Origin of the sequence: Parafrankia colletiae (assembly GCF_001854655.1) — a bacterium.
In the GTDB taxonomy this organism is placed as follows: Bacteria; Actinomycetota; Actinomycetes; order Frankiales; family Frankiaceae; genus Parafrankia; species Parafrankia colletiae.
The window spans coordinates 14,980-35,883 of the sequence record NZ_MBLM01000165.1 but is presented as its reverse complement, the minus strand read 5'-3'; the positions used below and the strand labels follow the sequence as shown (position 1 = coordinate 35,883).

Below are 20,904 nucleotides of genomic sequence, written 5' to 3'. Positions count from 1 at the left end.
GGCGAACGGCCTCGACCGTGTCTGAGACACCCACCCGCGCCTGAGGTCTCCACCCGCTCGCGTGGCGCCGGACTCCGGGAGCGGATCATCGGTCGGTGGCGGCCCCGGCGTATCCCCGGAGGGTGCRTGCAGAAAGTCACGCCGTCGTGGCCGCCGTAGCCCTGCCATAGGCGAGATCGTCAAATTCGTGCGTGTACRCACTGACCGGTCAGCACAAATCCATGACTTCCACAACGGTACGGTGAATTCACAGCCTGGGCATAGATTCCGCACGGGCTGGTCACAGACCCCGTCGAGAAGCTCTCGCAGGTGCAGACACAGAACCCCGCCGAACGCATCCGGTCATGACGGCTGTAGGCGACCTGGTCGCACGTCGCCGGCTGCTGGTCGCACTGGTCGGGGTGGTCGTTATCGCCGCCGGCATCACCGTCTATGCGGTCACTCGCGGTGGCTCCTCGGAGGCGGCGACAACCGTCACCTCGCGTRCCATGACCGCCGAGCTGGGAACGGTTCGGCAGACGGTCACCATGAGCGGCACGATCGCTCCGGAGACCCAGTCCGACCTGACCTTCCCCGCCCCCGGCACGGTCACCAGCGTCCTGGTGAGCGAGGGCGACGAGGTGACCGTCGGCCAGACGCTGGCGACCATCGACTCGGCGTCCCTGGCCGCCGACCTCGCCCAGGCCAGGCTGACGCAGGCCAACAGCGAGGAGAAGCTGGCCTCCGACAGAAGCGCCGGGGCGTCGAGCGAGCAGCTCGACGCCGACGAGGCCGCGGTCACGAGCGCGACCGACGCGGTTACCACGGCGGAGGAGGCGCTGGCCGGGGCGACCATGACCTCCCCGGTCAACGGAGTCGTGGTGGGCATGTCGCTCACCGTCGGGCAGCAGGTGCCCGGCTCCTCAAGCGGAGGAAGCGGAAGCGGCTCGTCGAGCGGGACCGGATCCGGCGGGGCAGGCACGTCCGGCGGAGCGGGTGCGTCCGGTGGGACGTCGAGCGGGTCAGGCAGCTCCACGTCGTCCAGCTCGCCGACCGGGCAGATCACGGTGATCAGTACCGACTCCTGGATCGTCAACGGGACCGTCGACTCGAACAGCGTCAACCTGATCGCGCAGGGCAACCAGGCGACCATCGCCCCGGGCACCAGCACCAGCACCAGCACATTTCCCGGAACTGGGGGAGGGGCCGGTCAGCGGCCGGCCCCGAACGGCGCGGGCGGCGCGAACGGCGCCGGTGCGGCTCCCGGTGCGAGCGGTGCCGGGGCGGGATCCGCCACTGCGACGGGCCCCAGCGGCAGCGGCACGATCTACGGGACGGTGTCGTCGGTGGGCCTGATCGCGTCCAGCTCCGGACAGACGGCGGCCTTCCCGGTAGTGATCAAGGTGGCCGGGACTCCCAGCGGGCTGCACGCCGGTGACACCGCGACCGTGACCGTCATCTACAGGCAGCTCAGCAACGTGCTGGTCGTCCCGAGTTCGGCCATCAGCCAGCAGGACGGCGCATCGGTCGTCCGTCTGGTGTCCGGCACGTCGACGACCACCCGCGAGGTGACGACCGGCCTCGCCAGCGGCGGCTCGACGCAGATTGTCTCCGGGCTGTCCGAGGGCGACCAGGTGATGGTCGACGTGGCCGTCCCGAGCGGAGCGGGCGGCAGCGGAACCGGCGGCAGGCCCGGAGGTCAGGGCTACGCCGGGTTCGGCGGCGCCGGGGGTGGCGGGGGTGGCGGGCTTCCCGGCGGCGCGGGCGGCGGGTTCGCCGGCAGGGGTAACTGACATGACCGGCACACCAGGGCAGCAGGAGCCCGCGACGATGCCGCTTCCCCGCGCGCGGCCTCAGGGGGAGGCACCCGCCCCGGTCATCGAACTGGAGCAGGTGGGCAAGTCCTACCGCGCCGGCGCACTGGACGTCGCGGCGCTGCGCGGTGTCTCCACCAGCATCGCGGCGGGGGAGTACGTGGCCGTCGTCGGCCCGTCCGGGTCGGGGAAGTCGACCCTGATGCACATCATCGGCTGCCTGGACGTGCTCACCAGCGGCACCTACCGGCTCTCAGGCGAGGACGTCAGCACCATGACGGAGGTGGAGCTGGCCGAGATCCGCAACCGTCGGATCGGGTTCGTGTTCCAGCAGTTCAACCTGCTGCCCTCGCTGTCTGCCTGGCGCAACGTCGAACTTCCGCTGGTCTACCGCGGCGAGCGGCGGGACGTCCGCAGGCGGCGGGCGGTCAGGGCGCTCGAGCGGGTCGGCCTCGCCGACCGGGTCGAGCACCGGCCCGGGGAGCTCTCCGGCGGCCAGCAACAGCGGGTCGCGGTGGCCCGCGCGCTGGTCGGCGACCCGTCGCTGATCCTCGCGGACGAACCGACCGGCAACCTGGACTCGACAGCGACCCGCGACGTGCTCGACCTTTTCGACGAGCTGCACGACTCCGGTCGCACGATCGTTCTGATCACCCACGAGCAGGAGGTGGCGGCCCGAGCCCGCCGGGTGCTGCACATCCGGGACGGGCTCATCGAGTCCGACAGCACCACCGGCGCGACATCCCCGCCGGCGACTGGCCCGCAGCCGACGGGAACGTCAGCGGCTGGGACGGCGGCGCGCCGATGAACTGGCTGGAGACGCTCCGCACCGGAATCGACGCGATCCGTACCCATCGGCTGCGGTCCGGACTCACCGTGCTCGGCATCCTGATCGGGATCGCCGCCGTGGTCCTGACCGTGGGTCTCGGTGTCGGCGCGCAGGACAGAGTCGGCTCGCAGATCAGCTCGCTCGGCAGCAACCTGCTCATCGTCTCGCCGGGCAGCTCGACCAGCTCCGCCGGCGTACGCGGCGGGTTCGGCTCCGCGTCGACGCTGACCACGGCCGACRCCGCCGCGCTGGCCTCGAAGACCGCAGCACCTGACATCGACGGCGTCRCTCCGGTCAAGCAGGGCTCACTCTCCCTGCTGAACGGCTCGACGAACTGGACCACGACCGTGGTCGGCACCACGCCGGAGTGGCTGTCCGTCCGCAGCCGCTCACTCGCCGAGGGCCGCTTTCTCACCACGACGGACGAGGCGCAGGCGGCGGCGGTGACTGTCCTGGCCGCGGACACGGCGTCCGAGCTGTTCGGTCGGCGCAGTCCGCTCGGCCAGAGCGTCACGATCAACAACATCGCGTTCACGGTCATCGGCGTCCTTGACTCCGCCGGCTCGGACAGTTCCAGCAATCTCGACGACCAGGCGATCGTGCCGATGTCCACCGGGGCGAGCCGGCTGTTCGGCGGGACGACACGCACCTCCGTCTCGACGATCTACATCCGGGCGACGTCGTCATCCACACTGTCGGCGGCCCACCAGGAGGCCACGAACCTGCTGCTGAACCAGCACGGCATCACCGGCGCGGACAGCGCGGACTTCACGATCACCACCCAGGAGTCCCTGCTGAGCACGGCGACGTCCGTGAGCAGGACGCTCACCGCCCTGCTCGCCGGCATCGCGGCGCTGTCGCTGCTGGTCGGCGGCATCGGCGTCATGAACATCATGCTGGTCTCGGTCACCGAGCGCACCCGCGAGATCGGGCTGCGCAAGGCGCTCGGCGCGCCGCCCGCGGCGATCCGCCGACAGTTCCTCATCGAGGCATCGCTGCTCAGCCTCGTCGGCGGGACGGGCGGCGCGCTGCTGGGCATCGGCGGAGCCCTGGTGCTGCCCCAGTTCATCGACAACCCGGTCGCGATCGTCTGGTGGGCGGTGCTCGGTTCCCTCGCGGTAGCGGTCGCCATCGGCGTCGCCTTCGGCGTGTATCCGGCCAGCCGGGCCGCTCGCCTGGCTCCCATCGACGCGCTGCGCAGCGACTGACGTCGCCACGGCACCGGACACCCCCTTCACGACTGGTCCCCCCTTGACAAGGACAGAGAACATGACTGGCCTGGCTCCGCTCTCCGCACGCACGACCGGTAGCCGCTCCGTCCGCCACCGGACGGCCGCTGTCGTGGCGTCCAGTGCTGTGCTGGCCGCTGTGCTGGCCGGCTGCGGTGGCTCCTCCGAGGCATCCCAGCCAGATGACGCGCAGGCCGCTGGACAGGGCGGTGCGGCCTCCGGAGCAGCTGCCCGCGGGGACGGGGGCGGCGGCGCCGCATCCGGTCTCATCGCCGAGATCGACGCCGGCACGCTCCAGGTGCAGAACCAGACCGGCCAGGTCGCGGTGACGTACAGCGACAGCACGACCTTCACCCAGACCGCCGCGGCCACCCTCGGCGACGTCACGCAGGACGTCTGCGTGACTGCGGCGAACGGGCCGGTCGGTGGCGGCCCGCCACCGACGGGCAGACCGGCGGCCGGGCAGCCGTCCGGAGCACCCGGCGGCGGGACGCGGCCCACGGCGATGCCCACCTCCTTCACTGCCACCACCGTGGCGATCACCCAGCCGACCGACGGTTCCTGTGGTGGTACGGGTGCTGGGGCCAGGCCCAGCGGGCAGCCCCGGACCCCACCCAGCGGCGCCCCCGGCGGACAGGGCGGAGCAGGGCGGGCAGGGCGGCGGGTTCGGCGGCCAGGGCGGGTTCGGCGGCCGGGCGACGGGCAGGGTGACAGCGGTGTCCGGCTCCACGATCACCGTCTCGGGCGTGAGTTTCGGGAGCGACGACCCCGTCACCTACACCGTGCTGGTCAACGGCGACACCACCTACACCCGGTCGGTGGACGCGACCGCCGACGCACTGGCCGTCGGCAGGTGCGCCGTCGTGAACGGGGAGTCCGACGACACCGGCGCCGTCACGGCGACGCGCATTGCGCTCAGCGAGGCGACCAACGGAGTCTGCGCCCTCGGCTTCGCTGGCGGCGGCCGTGCCGGCTCGGCCGGATCAGGCAGCGCCAATGGCTGACAACGGCCCCGGGCTGCCGGAGGGGGCAGCGCAGGAGCGCTGGGCCACGCGGGCGGGCTGGGCCACGCGGGCGGGCTGGGCCATGCAGGCGGGCCGGGCCATGCAGGCAGGCGGCTCGCGGTCGGCACGGCGCCGAGGGCGACCGACACGCAGGATTGTGGCCGGCGCGGCCGCGCTGGCAGTGGTCGGTGCGGGCGTCGGCGCCGGCCTGGTGGCCACCGCCGACGAGGGCGCGTCCTACCGCCTGGCCTCCGCCACCACCGCCTCGGTCGCCCAGACCCTCACCTCGGTAGGCACTCTGAGCACGGTCAACACCTCGACTCTGTCCTTCCCCGTCGGCGGGACGGTGACCTCGGTACCCGTGGAGATCGGTGACAAGGTCAGCGCGGGTCAGGTGCTGGCGAACCTGGATCCGGCCCAGCTGCAGCGTGCGCTGAACACGGCGAACGAGAGGCTGGCGAACGCGCGTCTCACGCTGGCCAACGACGCGRCAGGACAGACGGCCAGCGGCGGCTCGCAGGGCACCACGACCACACTGACCTCGGCATCGGGGGCCTCCTCGGCCTCTGGGGCCTCCGCCGCCACCGCGGCCTTCGTGTCCGGGGCCGCCGGGGCCGGTGGCGTGCCCGGAGCCACGATCAGTCTGGTGGCGAACGCCGCATCCGCCCCCGCGGACGAGTGGGCCGGCTCCGCCGGTGTGGCGCTGACCAGCACCTCGACCGGCCAGGTGGTGGCCACGGTCGTCGCGGGACGGGTCGTGAGCCTGTCGAGCGGCACGACTGCCGGCCCGCTTTCCACCGCGGTCGTGCGCACCGGATCCGACACCACCGGATCCGACACCGCCGGATCCGACACCGCCGGTGGCGCCATGAGGTCGGGCGACGCGCTCGTCACGGCGGTCACCGCGGCACAGCAGGACGTCGTCGTGGCCCAGTCGGCACTCGACGCCGTGCTGGCCGACCTCGGCGCCGACCTGAGCGCGCTTACCGCCCAGGGCGGCGGCTGCACGGTGACGGACGGGGCACCGCCCGCGCCGATCTCCTACACGGCCACCCCGACGCCCGCGGACACGTCCGCGGACAGCGGGACGATCAGCGGCACGGTCGGCCCGCAGGACACGGTGACCCTGAGCCGCGGCGGGGCCGTCCTTGCGACCAGGACCGGCCCGTACACGTTCACCGGCCTGGACACCGGCACCCCGTACACCGTGACGATCCAGCAGGCCGGCCTCGTCGGCGCCATCGACGCCTCCGCATGCCAGAACGCGATCGGCGCGCTGGTCACCCGGTTCAGTGCCCCGGCGGACGCTTCCGGGATGTCGGGGGAGTCGAACCTGGGCGCACTGACCTCGCGGCTCGCCTCGGCCAAGACCGAGCTGGACGCGGCCGTGCGTGCCCTGAGCACCGCGGGCGCCACACCGACCGGACCGTCCACACGCCCGACCGCTCCGCCGACCGCTCCGCCGACCAGTCCGTCGACCAGCTCACCGGCCTCGCCGTCGGTGACCCCGCAGGCGGGCGGGACGCGCCCGCCCGGGTCCGGCGGCGGCAGCGCCACCACGGCACCCAGCCCATCCTCGGGCTCCGGTCAGGACGGTCACGGATCAGGCCCGGGCGGTCCGAACCCGACCGCGCCCTCGCTGACCCCGACCGCGCCCTCGCCGAGGCCGACTACGACCGGCACACCGCCGGACGGTTCTACTCCCAGCGGTTCCGGGTCCCCTGCGGATGGTGCCGGTGCCGAACGCGGCGAGTCGAGGGCTACGGGCGGCGCCTCGGCGGATGGGCCGGGTGGCTCGTCGCCCGCCTCCGCGGAGAAACTCGCCGCGGATCAGGCCGCCATCGACGCGGCCGCCGCGCAGGTCGCCGTCGCCCAGCAGAACCTGAACGGTGCCACGCTCACCAGCCCCATCAGCGGGACGGTGGCCGCCCTCTCGATCACGCCCGGCAGCACGGTCGGCGCGTTCTCGAGCAGCGCCACCATCACCATGCTCGGCGACGGCGACAAGCAGATCACCACCACGGTCCCGCTGTCGGCCGTCGACACGGTGCAGGTGTCGAACCCGGCGACCGTCACCGTCGACGGAGTCGCGGAGTCGCTGACCGGCACCGTGTCGTCGATCGGCGCTCTCAACAGCACCACCGGGTCGACCACCACCTATCCCGTCAGGATCGTGCTGAATCCGACGAGCGCACGGCTCTTCGACGGCACCGGCGCCACCGTGTCGATCACGGTGAAGGAGGTCGAGAACGTCCWGACCGTGCCGACGTCCGCCGTGCACCGGTCCGGCCAGCTCAGCACGGTGACCGTGGTGAGAGACGGTGAGGCGACGGCGGTGCAGGTGCAGACCGGTGCGGTCGGCTCTGAGCGCACCGAGGTGACTTCGGGCCTCGAAGCCGGTGATCAGGTTGTCCTCGCGGACGTCAACGCCGACCTGCCCTCCGGTGACTCGGACGAGCCGTCCGGAGGCGGGGGGCTGTTCGGCGGCGGGAGCACCAGCGGCGTGCTCAACGGCGGACCCGCTGGACCTGGCGGCTTCGTGGGCGGCGGTTTCGGTGGCGGCGCCAGTGGTCGCTGATCAGCTGCGCCGCGGTGCCGTCTCTCCGGGGCCACGGAACCGGCAGGCCGCGGTCGTCAGGTGACGGCGGTGCGGCGCAGGGCGCGGTACAGGAAACCGGGGTCGCCCAGGCAGCGGCGCCTGGCGCAGGTCGGCGAGCTCCACCGCATGGGCGACGGACGTGCCCGGACCGCACTCGACCCGGACGACGCCCGCCGCCGTGTCCTCGGCGGCGGCCAGCTGCGTGCTCCGCTCGGCGGCGAGCTGCCCGGCCACGCCGTGTGTGCCCCGCACCGCCCCCACACGGCGAAGCGCCGTGACCGGAAGGACCCGCCCCGTACGGTGCGTGTCCCGCCGGTCACGGCGCCAGGATGGTCGCCGGGAACCGGGCAGCCCCCGGAGATCAGGGACGAATACCTCGAAGGGGCAGGTCAGAACGGCAGGCTAGGACGGCAGGTCAGAACGGCGGGTCAGAACGGGCAGGTCTGCCGGTACGCCTGGACCTCGCTGAGTCCGCCGCTGGCCGGGCCCGGGCACAGGAACTGGCTGTAGCGGGTGTCGTTGTCCACCCACCGCTTCGCCCAGGAGATCGCCAGCTTCGCGACGAGGTTGTTCGGGGACTGCGGGAAGAAGTGGCTCGCGTTGTTGAGCTCGAGGAAGGCCTTCTCGCCRCTGAGCGAGTTGTAGAACGGCGTCGAGTGGGAGCCCACGGGGGCGACGGTGTCGGACTCGCCACCGATGATCAGTGTCGGCACCTGGACCTCGTTCCAGGTCTTGTCCGAGTTCCACGGCGCCAGTGGCAGTACGGCCTTCAGGGACGGCCGGTCGGAGGCCGCCTCCAGCGATCCACCGCCGCCCATGGAGTGGCCACCGACGGCGAGCCGGGTGGGGTCGATCCGGCTGGCCGCCGGGCTGTCCTCCACCGCCCAGTCGAGGGCGGCGAGCAGCTGCTCGCCCCGGGACGGCGGGTAGTCATACCGGCTGTTGGTCTCGATGCCGATGACCACGAACCCGAACGAGGCCAGTCGCGGCCCGAGCCAATCGATACTGGACCAGCCGGCGGTGAACCCGGGCGAGAGCGCGATCGCGCCATAGGTGCCCTGGTTGGTGGCGGTCGGGTAGTAGAGCCGGCCACCGCCGAAGCCGGAGACCAGCGACGAGATGTTGGAGGTCGTCACCGCGAACGGGCCGGTGGTCGCGGTGACGCTCGCCTCCGTCGGGTTGGGCCCCTTGGCGTAGGGGTTGGCGACCTGGGCCTGGGCCGGTGCCGCGGCCACGACACCGGCGCATAACGCCGCGGCCATCGACGATGCAAGCGTCAGTTTCAGTCGTCTGCTGGCACTTCCGAACAGTTTTCTGCCACGCATGGCGAACTCCTTTCAGGTGGGGCTGACAGATGGTGGTTCCCATTCATCGGCAGTCGCTGATGAATGGCACATCGGTACTGGGGTACCGCGGAGGGGGCTGGTCGGTGAACCGCCTGATGGCGGGCCCTGTGGGCCCGCTACCAGCGGAGATGCTGGGGATGGCGATAATGCGGCAGTCTGGTGGCTGTCACGTTTGACTGCCGTGGATGCGTCATGGCGAACGCAGCCGAAACAGGACGGCGAGATATCTCCGCCGTGGTCCTGTGGGTGCCTGGAAACAGGGCAGAGATAAGGCGTCAGTGACGGTCACGGGGTCATGAGCAACCGTCTCCTGTGCGCCCGAGAACCTGCTTAGGTGGGTCAGCATGACCGACGGATGTGAGGTACGTCAACCACTCTGGGCGGATTATCTGGGAAGGGGTATAACCTTCCCGGAGAAGTCGGARACGGGTCTCCTGTTATGCGTCCGGGCGCCGGTGAACAAGGTAACTGTTATGGCCGGAGACCGGCTTCCAGGAATTCCCGATGCCTGGTTTCCCGACTGGCTTGCCCGGCGCTGGCTGCTGGCTGCTTGGTCGCTGGCGCGGATCGGTGCAGGTCGGTACCGAATCAGCGCGCGACATCGATGCGTCGTCAACGCGACGTCGAAGGTGGCCCCAGCCGGGAGTCGGAGGCTATTCCTGTCGGCCGGAGATGTAGTCCGCTGTTTCCCGGACGAAGTCGCCGAGGTTGTCGAGCGCTTTCAGCCGGGCGACAACGATTTCGTCGTCGACGTCGACGTAGTCATGCACGAGGACGTTCCTGAAACCGACGGGCTTGCGGAGCGACCGGGCGAGAGTCGGGGTCAGCACTCCGTGGTCCCCGAGGAGGCGGATCGAGTCCCCGTTGTCGGCCGGTGGTCCCCAGCCTCTTGTCGCGCAGATGTGCTGCGCGACGTCGACGCAGGCCTCGATCGCGGTGACGAAGGTGTACTTGACGCCCCGCAACCAGATCGGATCCGCACGGCGCTCGTCGTCGGCACCCGACTCGCGGCGGAGCACGGACAGGTCGTCGGTGATCGCGCGGAGCAGGCGCAGCACCCGGGCCTGGTCGACCACCGGCTAGATCTCCCTGGCGAGCAGCGCGGCGGCAAACTCGCGATGGGCGCGGGTRATCCGCGGGAGCTCGTCGAAGTAGATCTTTCTGGTCATCGCCTYCCAGTGCACCCGGGCGACCCGGTCATCCTCGAAGAGGAGCTGACCGCCGACCGCGACCCTGCCGGCGAGTTCGAGCGGCGCGTGGTCGAGGACCAGGAGATCGACGCCGGCTGGCAGGAGGATGTCGAAGGAGCTGGGAGGCCGCGGCCCGCCGAAGTAGGCGGCGACGTCGATATCCGACTCCGCTCGCTGCTGCCCGGTGGCGCGACTGCCGTGCAGGTAGGCGAATCGGGCGCCCGCCTGGCGCAGCGCGGTGACGGCGTCGCGTCGCGTCGCGGCCGCGTGCGTCTCGTCCATACTTCGATCCTCGCAGACARGACGGTCTGCCGGACTCGGCCGCGGTGGTCCGTCCATGGACGCCTGCCGGGGAGCTTTCGGACCGGCTGGTCGACGCGGCCGTCGGCTGCCTCCGACAGACGGGAGGTCCGRCGAGTCTCGACTTTTGTCTTCTCTCCGATGAAACTAGAGCAAGATCTAAGAAAAGAGTCGCCGTGTAAGACGGATGCGTGCAACATCGCGACTGAAGTCGAACCGGTGGCTCGGGTCGGTGGTCGGGCCGAGGGGAGCTCGCGTGCCTTGCCCGGTCCTCACGCCTCCTCCGAGGAGATCAGGGATGACGGTATGGACCCAACCCAGGTGAAGGCCGAGCCCGCCGACAGCAGGCCGACCGGCGCCGCCGGGCCTGACGCCGCCGGGCCTGACGCCGCCGGACCAGGGCCACGCCCACGGGTGGGTGTGTGGCTGGTGGGAGCCCGCGGCTCTGTCGCGACAACCGTGGTCACCGGCGCGTCCGCGATGCGCGCTCGGCTCGTTCCGCCGGTCGGCATGGCCGGTGAGACGGCCGAGTTCGCCGGGGCCGGTCTGCCGAGCCTCGACGACCTCGTCTTCGGTGGCCACGACGTGGCGTCGACACCCCTGCCGAAGCGGGCTGCCGAGCTGGCCCAGGCCGGCGTCGTCCCGGCCCATCTCGTCAGCCTCGTCGAGGACGAGCTGGCCGCCGCGGACGCCGAGATACGCGACGGCGCCGGTGGACCGCTGCGGGAGCACGAGGACCAGGCCACCGCGGCGCGGCGGCTGGCCGACGACATCAGCTCCTTCCGGGACCGTCACGAGCTGCGGCGGGTCGTCGTGGTCAACGTGTCGTCGACCGAGCCGCGGTTCGCCGCCGGCCCGGAACACCAGGACCCGGCGGTGCTTGGACGCGCGCTCCGCGGCGGCCGCGACGTGCTTCCGGCGAGCTCCCTCTACGCGTACGCGGCGATCCTGGCCGGCTGCCCGTTCGTCGACTTCACGCCCTCCACCGGGATGCGGCTGCCGGCACTGGGCCTGCTGGCGCAGGAGCGGGCACTGCCGTACGCGGGCAGTGACGGCAAGACGGGGGAGACCCTCTTACGCAGCGCGCTGGCGCCGATGTTCACCGGACGGGCGTTGCGGGTCCTGGCCTGGTCAGGCACCAACCTGCTCGGTGGCGGCGACGGCGCGACTCTTGCCGATCCCCTGGCCGCGGCGAGCAAGACCACCTCCAAGGGGCAGGGACTGCGGGGGATGCTCGGGCACCGCACCGACGGCGACACCCGCATCGACTACGTACCGGCGCTGGGCGACTGGAAGACAGCCTGGGACCACGTGCTGTTCGAGGGCTTCCTCGGTGTGCGGATGACGATGCAGGTCACCTGGCAGGGCTGCGACTCGGCGCTGGCCGCCCCGCTGGTGCTCGACCTCGCCCGGTTCACCGCCCGCGCGCACGAGGCCGGCTGCAGCGGCCCGCTGGGCGCGCTGGGGTACTACTTCAAGGACCCGCTCGGGACGACGGAGCACCGGCTTCCCGAGCAGTACCGCATCCTGCAGGACTGGGCCTGCGCGCTGGGCAGACCGGCAGGGGCGGCCTGATGCCCGTCCCCACCGCCGCGGTCCTGGCCGAGCTGGTGCGTGCCCCGGCGGCGCTGACCGTGCCGGGGGACGTCCTCGTCGGCGCGGCGTGTCGGGCCGACGAGGCGTTCCGGGTGGCCGGGTCGGGCGCACGGCCCGGCTGGCCGGCCCGGCCGGCGCGTACCGTCGGGCTCGCCGCCAGCTCGGTCTGCCTGTACTGGGCCGGGATGGCGCTCAACGACTATGCCGACCGGGAGCTGGACCGCGTCGAGCGGCCGGAGCGTCCCCTTCCCTCCGGCCGGGCGTCCGCGGGTTTCGCGCTGGGGCTCGCGACCGGTCTCACCGCCGCCGGGCTGGCCCTGGCCGGCGCCACCGGCGGACGGCCGGCGCTGCGGACCGCGCTGCCGCTCGCCGGGGTGGTGTGGGCCTACGACCTGGCGTTGAAGAACACTCCCGCCGGCCCGTTGGCGATGGCCGCGGCCCGCGGGCTCGACGTCCTGCTCGGCGCCACTGCCACCACCACGGCCGCCGCCGCTGGTGGGGGCAAGGCCAGGGCGGGGATGCGGGGCGCCCTGGCCGTCGGCGCACACACGTTCGCGACGACGGCGCTCTCCCGCGGGGAGGTCACCGGCGCGCATCGTTCCGTGCCTGCACTGGCCCTGGGTGTCACCGGCGCCGTCACCGCCGTCCTCGTCGCCGGACCCGCCGCACCCACCTCGCCCGCCGCACCCACCTCGCCCGCCGGCGCCGCCGCAGCCGGGCCGGCGAGACTGACGAGTCCGGCGAGACTGGCGGGTCTGGCGTACGCCGCCGGCTACGCCGCGACCGTGGGAACGGCGCAGGTCCAAGCCGTCCGTGAACCCACCGCGGGGCGCATCCGTGGCGCGGTGGGCGGCGGAATCCTCGGCCTCATTCCCCTGCAGGCGGCACTGATCGCCCGGTCGGGCGCGCCCGTCGCCGCGGCGGCGGTGATGGCGTCCTACCCGCTGAGCCGGCTGCTGGCGCGGCGGGTGTCCCCCACATGAGCGCCCTGCGCTTCGGCTACGGCACCAACGGCTTCACCAACCATCGGCTCCAGGACGCACTCGCGATCATCGCGGACCTCGGCTACGACGGGGTCGCCCTCACCCTGGACCACGCGCACCTCGACCCGTTCGAACCCGGGCTGACCCGCCGGACAGCCACGGTCGCGGCCCGGCTCGCCGACCTCGGTCTCGCGGTGGTCGTCGAGACCGGTGCCCGCTACCTGCTCGACCCGCGGCGCAAACACGAGCCGACGCTCGTCGCGGAGACCGGCCGTGCCCGCCGGACCGAGTTCCTGTGTCTTGCCGTCGACGTCGCCGCCGACCTCGGGGCCGAGGCCGTGTCGTTCTGGAGCGGTGTGCGCCGGCCCGAGGTCGACCCCCGCTCGGCCTGGGAGTGGCTGGTGGCGGGCTGTTCCACCGTGACCGCCCACGCCGACCGGTGCGGCATGCCGCTCGGTTTCGAACCCGAGCCGGGGATGCTCGTCGAGGACGTGGCCGGTTTCGAGCGGCTCCGAGCACAGCTGGACGCGCCGCCGCTGTTCGGCCTGACTCTCGACATCGGGCACGTCCAGTGCCTCGAACCGGATCCGGTGCCCGACTGCGTCCACCGTGCCGGGCCCCACCTGCGCAACGTCCAGATCGACGACATGCGTCGGGGCGACCACACCCATCTCGAGTTCGGGGCCGGAGAGATCGACTTTCCTCCGGTACTGGCCGCGCTGACACAGACCGGTTACCGGGGCCTCGTCGCCGTCGAGCTGCCCCGGCACAGCCATGCCGCCCCCGACGTGGCCCGGCGGTCGATCGAGTTTCTGCGCGACGCGGCGGCCCGGCGGCCGACGGTGGTCCCCACCGCCGGCCGCCGGCCCGGCACCGCGGACGGGAGCTGGCCCGGCCAGCAGGAGGTGTGACCCCCATGGAGATCGAACTCGATCAGCCCCACCCCGTTGACCAACCCGACGGACTGGACGATCTGCGTCGGGTCCTGGCGCCCCGGCTGGACCCCCATGCCACCAGGTGGCTGGCCGCCGCGACGGCGTCCGTCGCCGCTGATCCCGACACGCTGACCAGCCTGTTTCCCCAGGCTGGGCGTTGGTGCGGGCGTAAACCGCTCACCCCGGGCGGCGCGGGGCAGTGGGCCGCCCGGGGTGAGCCCGACACATCCGCGCCCGACACATCCGCGCCCGACACATCCGCGCCCGACACGTCCGTGCCCCGCACCGACCTGGATGGCTGGCAGGTCCAGGACGCCGCCCGCACCGTCCTGCTCGCGGCCCTGCCGACCGCGACCGCGCCGAGGGTTGCGGTGGTCACGCGGATCTACCAGCACGGCGACGCGGCGGAGAAGCGAGGTGTGCTGCGGGCGCTGCCGCTGCTGAACCTCGGGGACGCAGCCCTCGCGATCACCCGGGACGCGCTGCGCACGAACGACTCCCGGCTCGTCGCGGCGGCGCTCGGACCCTACGCGGCACGCCATCTCGACGACCAGGCATGGCGCCACGGCGTGCTCAAGTGCGTCTTCCTCGAGGTGGATCTGACCGTGGTGGCGGACCTCGAGCGGCGGGCCGACGCCGAACTCGGCCGGATGCTCGGTGACCTCGCCGCCGAGCGGGCGGCCGCCGGCCGCCGGCTGCCCGCCGACGCACAGGTGCTGCTGGGCCGATTAGCCAACGCCCGTCCTCTCTGGTGACCAGGAGATCCGATGCGCATCTTCGACCCCCACATCCACATGACCTCCCGCACCACCGGCGACTACGAGCAGATGTACGCGGTCGGCGTGCGCGCCGTCGTCGAACCCGCCTTCTGGCTCGGCCAGCCGCGTACCAGCGTCGGGTCGTTCGTCGACTACTTCGACGCCCTGATCGGCTGGGAACCGTTCCGCGCCGCCCAGTTCGGCATCCGCCACCACTGCGCGATCGCGCTCAACCCGAAGGAGGCCAACGACCCGCGCTGCGTGGAGGTGCTCGACGAGCTGCCGCGCTACCTGGTCAAGGACGGCGTGGTGGCGGTGGGCGAGGTCGGCTACGACTCCATGACGCCCGAGGAGGACGAGGCCTTCGCCCGCCAGCTCGAACTGGCTGTCGAGCACGACCTGCCGGTGCTGGTGCACACCCCGCACCGCGACAAGATCAGCGGAACCCGCCGCACCCTCGACGTGATCCGGGAGTCCGGCATCCCCCCGTACCGGGTGATCATCGACCACCTCAACGAGGTGACCGTCGGGCTGGTCGCCGACTCCGGCTGCTGGATGGGGTTCTCCATCTACCCGGACACCAAGATGGATCCTGACCGGATGGTGGCGATCCTGCGGGAGTACGGCACCAGATCCGTGCTGGTCAACTCGGCCGCCGACTGGGGTCGCAGCGATCCGTTACGGACCCATCGGACCGGGCGGGCGATGCTCGCCGCCGGTTTCACCGACGACGACGTCGACACGGTGCTGTGGCGTAACCCGGTCGCCTTCTTCGCGCAGAGCGGGCGGCTGGACGTCGGCGACGACGCCGGGGGCGACGGCGAGGACATCGAGGACATCGAGGACATCGGAGGCGTCGGAGGCGTCGTGCCGGCGGAGCCCACGGCGACCTTCGCGGGCAACTCGGTGCTGCGCGGCACCCGGCCGGAGAGCTGACCGGCGATGAGGCTGCGTCATGCGGACGGCACCACAATCCACCTCGCCTACTGCACCAACGTGCACCCCGCGGAGGACGTCGACGGCGTGGTCGGGCAGCTGGCCCGCTTCACCGAACCGGTGCGCCACCGGCTCGGTGTCGACCTGCTCGGCGTGGGTCTCTGGCTCGCCCGCGACACCGCCGCCGGCCTCGCCCGGGACGGGGCGGCGCGCCGCCGGCTGCGCGCCGAGCTGCATGCCCGGGGGCTGGAGGTCGTGACCGTCAACGCGTTCCCCTACCGGGGCTTTCACGCCCCGGTCGTCGGGCACGCCGTGTACGCACCGGACTGGTCCGAGCGGTCCCGGCTCGACTACACCGTCGACGTCGCCGAGGTGCTCGCCGACCTGCTGCCCGACGAGGCCCGGGGCARCATCTCCACCCTGCCCCTGGGCTGGGGCTCCGGCTGGACGCCGGCCCGGGGCGACGCCGCCCGGCGGCACCTGGCCGAGCTGGCGGAGCACCTGGAGCGGCTGGAGGCCACGACCGGCCGGGTGATCCGGGTGGGGCTGGAACCCGAACCGGGCTGCGTCGCGGAGACGATCAACGACGCGGTGGTGCACCTGGCCTCGGTGGACACCGACCGCATCGGGGTGTGCCTCGACATCTGCCACCTGGCCGTCGCGTTCGAGGATCCGGCGACGGCACTGGCCCGGCTCGAGGCCGCCGGACTGCCGATCGTCAAGGCGCAGGCGTCCTGCGCGCTGCACGTGGCCGACCCCGCGGATCCGGCCAGCCGGACCCGGTTGGAGCGGTTCGTCGAGCCGCGTTTCCTGCATCAGACCCGGGTCTCGCCCCCGGGCGGGGATGGCGGCGGGGGCGGAGCGGGCGTCGCGGTCGGCGTCGACGATCTGGCCGAGGCGCTGCACGGCCCCCGGCCGCTGCGCACCGACGCACCCTGGCGGGTCCACTTCCACCTGCCGCTCCACGCCCGGCCGCCGGCGCCGCTCGCGAGCACCAGCCCGGTGCTGGTGGACACACTGACCCGGCTGTTCGGCGGCAGGTCGGCCCGGACCGATCACCTCGAGGTGGAGACCTACACCTGGGACGTGCTCCCCGCCGGGCAGCGTCCCACCGACGACGCGGGTCTGGTCGCCGGGATCGCCGCCGAACTCGACTGGGCCCGGCGCCACCTGACCGCCGTCGGCCTGAGCGCGGTCGCTCCGGGCGGCGTCGGTCCGGGCGGCGTCGGTCAGGCCGGCCTCGCCGACCCCGCGACGTCGGTGAGGAGCTGACCGATGACTGCGACACCTGTGGTTGTTCTGGACGTCGTGGGCCTGACCCCCCGACTGCTGCGGCACATGCCGAACCTCTCCCGGCTGGCCGGCAGTGGGTTCCGGGCCCGGCTGGATCCGGTGCTGCCCGCCGTCACCTGCTCGGTCCAGGCGACCCTGCTCACCGGTGCCCTTCCCCGTGAGCACGGCATCGTCGGCAACGGCTGGTACTTCCGCGGCCTGGGCGAGCCCATGCTGTGGCGCCAGCACAACGCCCTGGTCGGGGGCGAGAAGCTCTGGGACGCCGCACGGGCCCGCGTCCCCGGGTGGCGGGTGGCGAACGTGTGCTGGTGGTACGCGATGGGGGCGGCCACCGACATCGTCGTCACCCCCCGGCCGGTCTACCACGCGGACGRCCGCAAGTCGCCGGACTGCTACGTCCGTCCGGCCGACCTGCACGACGAGCTGACCGGTGAGCTGGGGCCGTTTCCGCTGTTCCAGTACTGGGGGCCGACCGCGGGGATCGCCTCGTCGCGGTGGATCACCGCCGCGGCCAGCTCGATCCTGGACCGGCATCGCCCCGACTGCCTGCTCGTCTACGTCCCCCATCTGGACTACGACCTGCAGCGGTACGGCCCGGACGACCCGCGCGCCGCGGTCGCCGCGCGCGAGGTCGACGAGGTGCTGGGGCCGCTGCTCGACGACGTCCGCGCGCGCGGCGCCACGACGGTGGTGCTCAGCGAGTACGGGATCACGGCCGTGCGCCGTCCCGTCGACGTCAACCGGGCGCTGCGCCGGGCGGGGCTGCTGGAGGTGTACGTCCAGGACGGGCGGGAGCTGCTCGACCCGTGGGCGTCGCGGGCGTTCGCCGTCGCGGACCACCAGATCGCGCACGTCTACGTCCGTCATCCCGACGAGCTGGCCCGGGTCCGGGACCTGTGTGCCCGGCTGCCGGGGGTGGACGAGGTCCTCGACGACGCCGGTGGCGGCAAGGCCCGGTACGGGCTGGACCATCCGCGCTCCGGCGAACTCGTCCTGGTGGCCGAACCGGATGCCTGGTTCACCTACTACTACTGGCTGGACGACGCCCGCGCACCGGACTTCGCCCGCACGGTCGAGATCCACCGCAAGCCCGGCTACGACCCCGCCGAGTTGTTCTTCGACCCCGCGGATCCGTGGGCGAAGGCGCGCGCCGGCGCCGCGCTGGTCCGCCGGAAGCTCGGCCTGCGCTACAGCATGCAGGTCGTCCCGCTTGATCCGTCCTGCGTGCGGGGCAGCCACGGCCGGCTGCCCACCTCGGCGGACGACGCTCCGGTACTGATCTGCTCCGACCCGGCGGCCGGCACCGAGTCGATCCGGGCCACCGAGGTGAAGGACCTGCTGCTCCGGCTCGCCGGGCTCGCCGCACCGCTCCCCGCGGCGCGGACGGCGGCCCGACCCGACCCCCGCTGACCCGCGCCCCACCCGGTCTCACTGACCTCGCTGGCCGCACTGACCCCGGTGGCCTCGCTGACCCTGCTGGCCTCGCCCCGGCAGCTGACTTCCGCAGGAGGAGCCCGCCATGCCCCGTCCGATCACCCTGTTCACCGGCCAGTGGGCCGACCTGCCGTTCGTCGAGGTGTGCCGACTGGCCTCGCAGTGGGGCTACGACGGACTGGAGATCGCCTGCTGGGGCGACCACCTGGAGGTCGACCGTGCCCTCGCCGAGGACGACTACCTGCCCGGCAGATTAGAGATCCTGCGCAAATTCAACCTTCAGGTCTGGGCCATCTCGAACCATCTCGTCGGCCAGGCCGTCTGCGACCACCCGATCGACGAACGCCACCAGGCCATCCTGCCGGCCCGGGTCTGGGGGGACGGGGAGCCCGAAGGCGTCCGGCGCCGGGCCGCCGCGGAGATGGCCGACACGGCCCGGGTCGCCGCCAAGCTCGGGGTGCGCACCGTCGTCGGGTTCACCGGCTCGTCGATCTGGCACACCGTGGCGATGTTCCCGCCGGTGCCCGCCGAGACGGTGGCGGCGGGCTACCGGGACTTCGCCGACCGCTGGCGCCCCATCCTCGACGTCTTCACCGAGGTCGGGGTCCGCTTCGCCTTCGAGACGCACCCCAGCGAGATCGCGTACGACTACTGGACGGTGCTGCACGCCCTCGACGCCGTCGACCGCCATCCCGCGTTCGGGCTGAACTGGGACCCGAGCCACTTCGTGTGGCAGGACCTCGACCCGGTGGCGTTCATCCTGGACTTCGCCGACCGCATCTGCCACGTCGACTGCAAGGACACCCGGCGGCGGGTCGGCAACGGCCGCAACGGCCGGCTCGGCTCGCACCTGCCCTGGGGGGATCCGCGCCGGGGCTGGGACTTCGTCTCGGCCGGGCGCGGTGACGTGCCCTGGGAGGACAGTTTCCGGGCACTGAACGCCATCGGCTACGACGGGCCGATCTCGATCGAATGGGAGGACGCCGGGATGGACCGGCTCGTCGGCGCGCCGGAGGCGCTGGCGTTCGTCCGGGGCCTCAACGCGATCCAGCCGTCGGCGGCGGCGTTCGACACGGCGTTCTCCACCCGCCGCTGAACGGCGCAGGTCAGCGGGGCAGGTCAGCGGGTCAGACCGGCGGGTCAGACCAGTGGGTCAGTTCAGCGGCTCAGGTCAGCAGGGCGTCCACGGCCGTTGGTGAAAGCACGTGGTCGGTGACCATGATGCTTGCGCCCAGGATGCCGGCACGCCCCTTCGCCTGGGAGGACACGATCCGCAGATGCTGGGTGGCCAGGGGCAGTGAACGCCGGTAGACGACCTCGCGGATCCCTGCCAGCAGATACYCCCCGGCTTCGGCCACGATGCCACCCAGCAYGATCACGGCGGGATTCAGCAGGCTCACGCATGTCGCCAGGACACCGCCGATGTCCCGCCCGGCCTGGCGTACGGTCTGCCCGGCGAGGAGGCTCCCGGCCCGGACGGCAGTCACGACCTCGTCGCTGCCGGGCACGTCGAGGCCGTGGCGGCGCAGCGTCCGCGCGATGGCCTGGCCGCTGGCCACGGCCTCCAGGCAGCCGGCGTTGCCGCACCGGCAGGGCACGTCCTCGCGGCCCGCCACCGCCACATGGCCGAGGTCCCCGGCCGCGCCCTGGGCACCGCGACTCAGCCGCCCGTCGTTGATGATGCCCGCACCGATGCCGGTGGCGATCTTGATGAAGAGGAGATGGTCGACATTGCGCCAGGCCGTGTGGTATTCGCCCAGCGCCATGATGTTCACGTCGTTGTCGACCAGCACCGACGTCCGGAAGACCGAGCTCAGCCTGGCCGGCACGTCGTAGTCGTCCCACCCGGGCATGATCGGCGGGTGGGTCAGCCGGCCGGTCTCGTGGTTCACCGGACCCGGCAGGCCGACGCCGACACCGACGACCTCGTCCAGCGAACGACCGCTCTGTGCCAGCAGGTCCAGCCCCGTCCTCGCGACCCAGTCGAGGACGTCGTCGGGCCCCTGCTGGATCGGAAGCGGCTCGCTGCGCTCGGCCAGGACGTTCGCGGCGAGGTCCGTGATCGCGACGTGCCCGTGCAGAGCTCCGAGGTCGACGGCCACCACCAGGCGCGCCCCGGGGTTGAAGACGAACGTGGTGGGCGGCCGCCCACCCGTCGAGGCCGACTCTCCTGTCGGGGTGACGAGGCCCGAGGCCAGGAGCTGGTCCACCCGCGCGGCGATCGTCGACCGGGCCTGACCGGTGCGGGTGGCCAGATCCGCCCTGGTCCGCGGTCGGCCGTCCCGCRGCATCTGGAAGAGCTCGCCCGCGCCGCCCGACCGTTGGGCAGAGCGTACGACGTTGGATGTAGGCGCCATGACCCTAGTCTTTCCACCTAACTCTCGATCATCGTGATCGACTTTTGTCTGATTATCGACATAAGTGCGGCCTGTAGTCACTGCAGGTGACTGGATCGGGCAATCGGGTAGTTGGAATTGCTGGCACTCCCGCCCTCGTCGCGCCGAGCCGGGGTCGCCGCCGGGGCGGCGACCTGGGGCATATGTCCGTTGCGGGGGGACTTTGTTCTCGACGAAGCGAAAGTTAGTAGCGATCTAGTGAAACATATTCCTCATTTCGTCGAAACGGCGTACGCTTGCGTCCGAATCGTCGCCCCATGGGGGGAGGGTGGAGTTGAGGTTG

At 72.2% G+C, this 20,904-nt stretch carries 18 protein-coding genes; 13 read left to right on the top strand and 5 right to left on the bottom strand.

Features of this window, described 5'->3' with window-relative positions:
* Nucleotides 1-344: 344 nt before the first annotated feature.
* The 5 genes from CC117_RS31440 to CC117_RS31420 all read left to right on the top strand — a co-directional run bounded on the left by CC117_RS31440 (nucleotide 345) and on the right by CC117_RS31420 (nucleotide 7,433).
* Nucleotides 345-1,772 carry an efflux RND transporter periplasmic adaptor subunit gene (locus CC117_RS31440; RefSeq protein ID WP_071091318.1) on the top strand — a complete coding sequence of 476 codons (1,428 nt, stop codon included), beginning with the start codon at nucleotides 345-347 and terminating at the stop codon, nucleotides 1,770-1,772.
* A 1-nt stretch (nucleotide 1,773) separates the two neighbouring features.
* Nucleotides 1,774-2,601: an ABC transporter ATP-binding protein gene (locus CC117_RS31435; protein WP_084133072.1), complete on the top strand. Its 828-nt coding sequence runs from the start codon at nucleotides 1,774-1,776 to the stop codon at nucleotides 2,599-2,601.
* Nucleotides 2,598-3,830, top strand: a complete 1,233-nt coding sequence (locus CC117_RS31430; RefSeq protein ID WP_071091315.1) for an ABC transporter permease — start codon at nucleotides 2,598-2,600, stop codon at nucleotides 3,828-3,830. Before CC117_RS31435 ends, CC117_RS31430 begins: the two co-directional genes overlap by 4 nt.
* Before the next feature lie 596 nt (nucleotides 3,831-4,426).
* Nucleotides 4,427-4,855: a DUF5666 domain-containing protein gene (locus CC117_RS39585; RefSeq protein ID WP_241830587.1), complete on the top strand. Its 429-nt coding sequence runs from the start codon at nucleotides 4,427-4,429 to the stop codon at nucleotides 4,853-4,855.
* Nucleotides 4,848-7,433 carry an HlyD family efflux transporter periplasmic adaptor subunit gene (locus CC117_RS31420; protein WP_084133069.1) on the top strand — a complete coding sequence of 862 codons (2,586 nt, stop codon included), beginning with the start codon at nucleotides 4,848-4,850 and terminating at the stop codon, nucleotides 7,431-7,433. Before CC117_RS39585 ends, CC117_RS31420 begins: the two co-directional genes overlap by 8 nt.
* Here CC117_RS31420 and CC117_RS31415 read toward each other — a convergent pair whose 3' ends face one another.
* From CC117_RS31415 to CC117_RS31400, 4 genes are all read right to left on the bottom strand, one after another.
* Nucleotides 7,434-7,706: a hypothetical protein gene (locus CC117_RS31415; protein WP_131803166.1), complete on the bottom strand. Its 273-nt coding sequence runs from the start codon at nucleotides 7,704-7,706 to the stop codon at nucleotides 7,434-7,436.
* Between the two features lie 176 nt (nucleotides 7,707-7,882).
* The gene (locus CC117_RS31410) at nucleotides 7,883-8,779 is read right to left on the bottom strand and encodes a poly(ethylene terephthalate) hydrolase family protein (RefSeq protein WP_071091307.1); all 897 of its coding nucleotides are present in this window, start codon (nucleotides 8,777-8,779) and stop codon (nucleotides 7,883-7,885) included.
* A gap of 674 nt (nucleotides 8,780-9,453) precedes the next feature.
* The gene (hepT, locus tag CC117_RS31405; protein WP_071091304.1) at nucleotides 9,454-9,876 is read right to left on the bottom strand and encodes a type VII toxin-antitoxin system HepT family RNase toxin; all 423 of its coding nucleotides are present in this window, start codon (nucleotides 9,874-9,876) and stop codon (nucleotides 9,454-9,456) included.
* 3 nt (nucleotides 9,877-9,879) lie between these two features.
* Nucleotides 9,880-10,272, bottom strand: coding sequence for a nucleotidyltransferase domain-containing protein (locus CC117_RS31400; RefSeq protein WP_071091302.1), 393 nt, complete (start codon nucleotides 10,270-10,272; stop codon nucleotides 9,880-9,882).
* A 324-nt stretch (nucleotides 10,273-10,596) separates the two neighbouring features.
* Between CC117_RS31400 and CC117_RS31395 the strand changes: the two genes are divergently transcribed.
* The 8 genes from CC117_RS31395 to CC117_RS31360 all read left to right on the top strand — a co-directional run bounded on the left by CC117_RS31395 (nucleotide 10,597) and on the right by CC117_RS31360 (nucleotide 19,321).
* Complete coding sequence (locus CC117_RS31395; RefSeq protein WP_116287948.1) at nucleotides 10,597-11,865, top strand: inositol-3-phosphate synthase; 1,269 nt, start codon at nucleotides 10,597-10,599, stop codon at nucleotides 11,863-11,865.
* On the top strand, nucleotides 11,865-12,869 hold the full coding sequence (locus tag CC117_RS31390; RefSeq protein WP_071091299.1) for an SCO3242 family prenyltransferase: 1,005 nt from the start codon (nucleotides 11,865-11,867) through the stop codon (nucleotides 12,867-12,869). The genes CC117_RS31395 and CC117_RS31390 overlap by 1 nt, the downstream gene beginning before the upstream one ends.
* Nucleotides 12,866-13,780 (top strand): sugar phosphate isomerase/epimerase family protein, encoded by a 915-nt coding sequence (locus CC117_RS31385; RefSeq protein ID WP_071091296.1) that lies wholly within the window; start codon nucleotides 12,866-12,868, stop codon nucleotides 13,778-13,780. Before CC117_RS31390 ends, CC117_RS31385 begins: the two co-directional genes overlap by 4 nt.
* A gap of 5 nt (nucleotides 13,781-13,785) precedes the next feature.
* A complete protein-coding gene (locus CC117_RS31380; RefSeq protein ID WP_116287947.1) occupies nucleotides 13,786-14,559 on the top strand; it encodes an EboA domain-containing protein in 774 nt (257 codons plus the stop codon).
* A gap of 12 nt (nucleotides 14,560-14,571) precedes the next feature.
* A complete protein-coding gene (locus CC117_RS31375; RefSeq protein ID WP_071091293.1) occupies nucleotides 14,572-15,498 on the top strand; it encodes a TatD family hydrolase in 927 nt (308 codons plus the stop codon).
* Nucleotides 15,499-15,504: 6 nt separating this feature from the next.
* Nucleotides 15,505-16,770 (top strand): metabolite traffic protein EboE, encoded by a 1,266-nt coding sequence (gene eboE, locus CC117_RS31370; protein WP_071091290.1) that lies wholly within the window; start codon nucleotides 15,505-15,507, stop codon nucleotides 16,768-16,770.
* A 3-nt stretch (nucleotides 16,771-16,773) separates the two neighbouring features.
* Nucleotides 16,774-18,201: an alkaline phosphatase family protein gene (locus CC117_RS31365; RefSeq protein WP_071091287.1), complete on the top strand. Its 1,428-nt coding sequence runs from the start codon at nucleotides 16,774-16,776 to the stop codon at nucleotides 18,199-18,201.
* 109 nt (nucleotides 18,202-18,310) lie between these two features.
* Nucleotides 18,311-19,321 (top strand): sugar phosphate isomerase/epimerase family protein, encoded by a 1,011-nt coding sequence (locus CC117_RS31360; protein ID WP_071091284.1) that lies wholly within the window; start codon nucleotides 18,311-18,313, stop codon nucleotides 19,319-19,321.
* A 70-nt stretch (nucleotides 19,322-19,391) separates the two neighbouring features.
* On the opposite strand, the gene CC117_RS31355 is transcribed toward CC117_RS31360, so the two are convergent.
* A complete protein-coding gene (locus tag CC117_RS31355; RefSeq protein ID WP_071091281.1) occupies nucleotides 19,392-20,582 on the bottom strand; it encodes an ROK family protein in 1,191 nt (396 codons plus the stop codon).
* Nucleotides 20,583-20,904 lie beyond the last annotated feature (322 nt).

What these genes read in the sequence shown, in the direction of transcription:
- CC117_RS31435 (WP_084133072.1), top strand. Translation starts at nt 1,774, where the DNA reads ATGACCGGCACACCAGGGCAGCAGGAGCCCGCGACGATGCCGCTTCCC.
- CC117_RS31395 (WP_116287948.1), top strand. Translation starts at nt 10,597, where the DNA reads ATGGACCCAACCCAGGTGAAGGCCGAGCCCGCCGACAGCAGGCCGACC.
- CC117_RS31390 (WP_071091299.1), top strand. Translation starts at nt 11,865, where the DNA reads ATGCCCGTCCCCACCGCCGCGGTCCTGGCCGAGCTGGTGCGTGCCCCG.
- CC117_RS31385 (WP_071091296.1), top strand. Translation starts at nt 12,866, where the DNA reads ATGAGCGCCCTGCGCTTCGGCTACGGCACCAACGGCTTCACCAACCAT.
- CC117_RS31380 (WP_116287947.1), top strand. Translation starts at nt 13,786, where the DNA reads ATGGAGATCGAACTCGATCAGCCCCACCCCGTTGACCAACCCGACGGA.
- CC117_RS31375 (WP_071091293.1), top strand. Translation starts at nt 14,572, where the DNA reads ATGCGCATCTTCGACCCCCACATCCACATGACCTCCCGCACCACCGGC.
- CC117_RS31360 (WP_071091284.1), top strand. Translation starts at nt 18,311, where the DNA reads ATGCCCCGTCCGATCACCCTGTTCACCGGCCAGTGGGCCGACCTGCCG.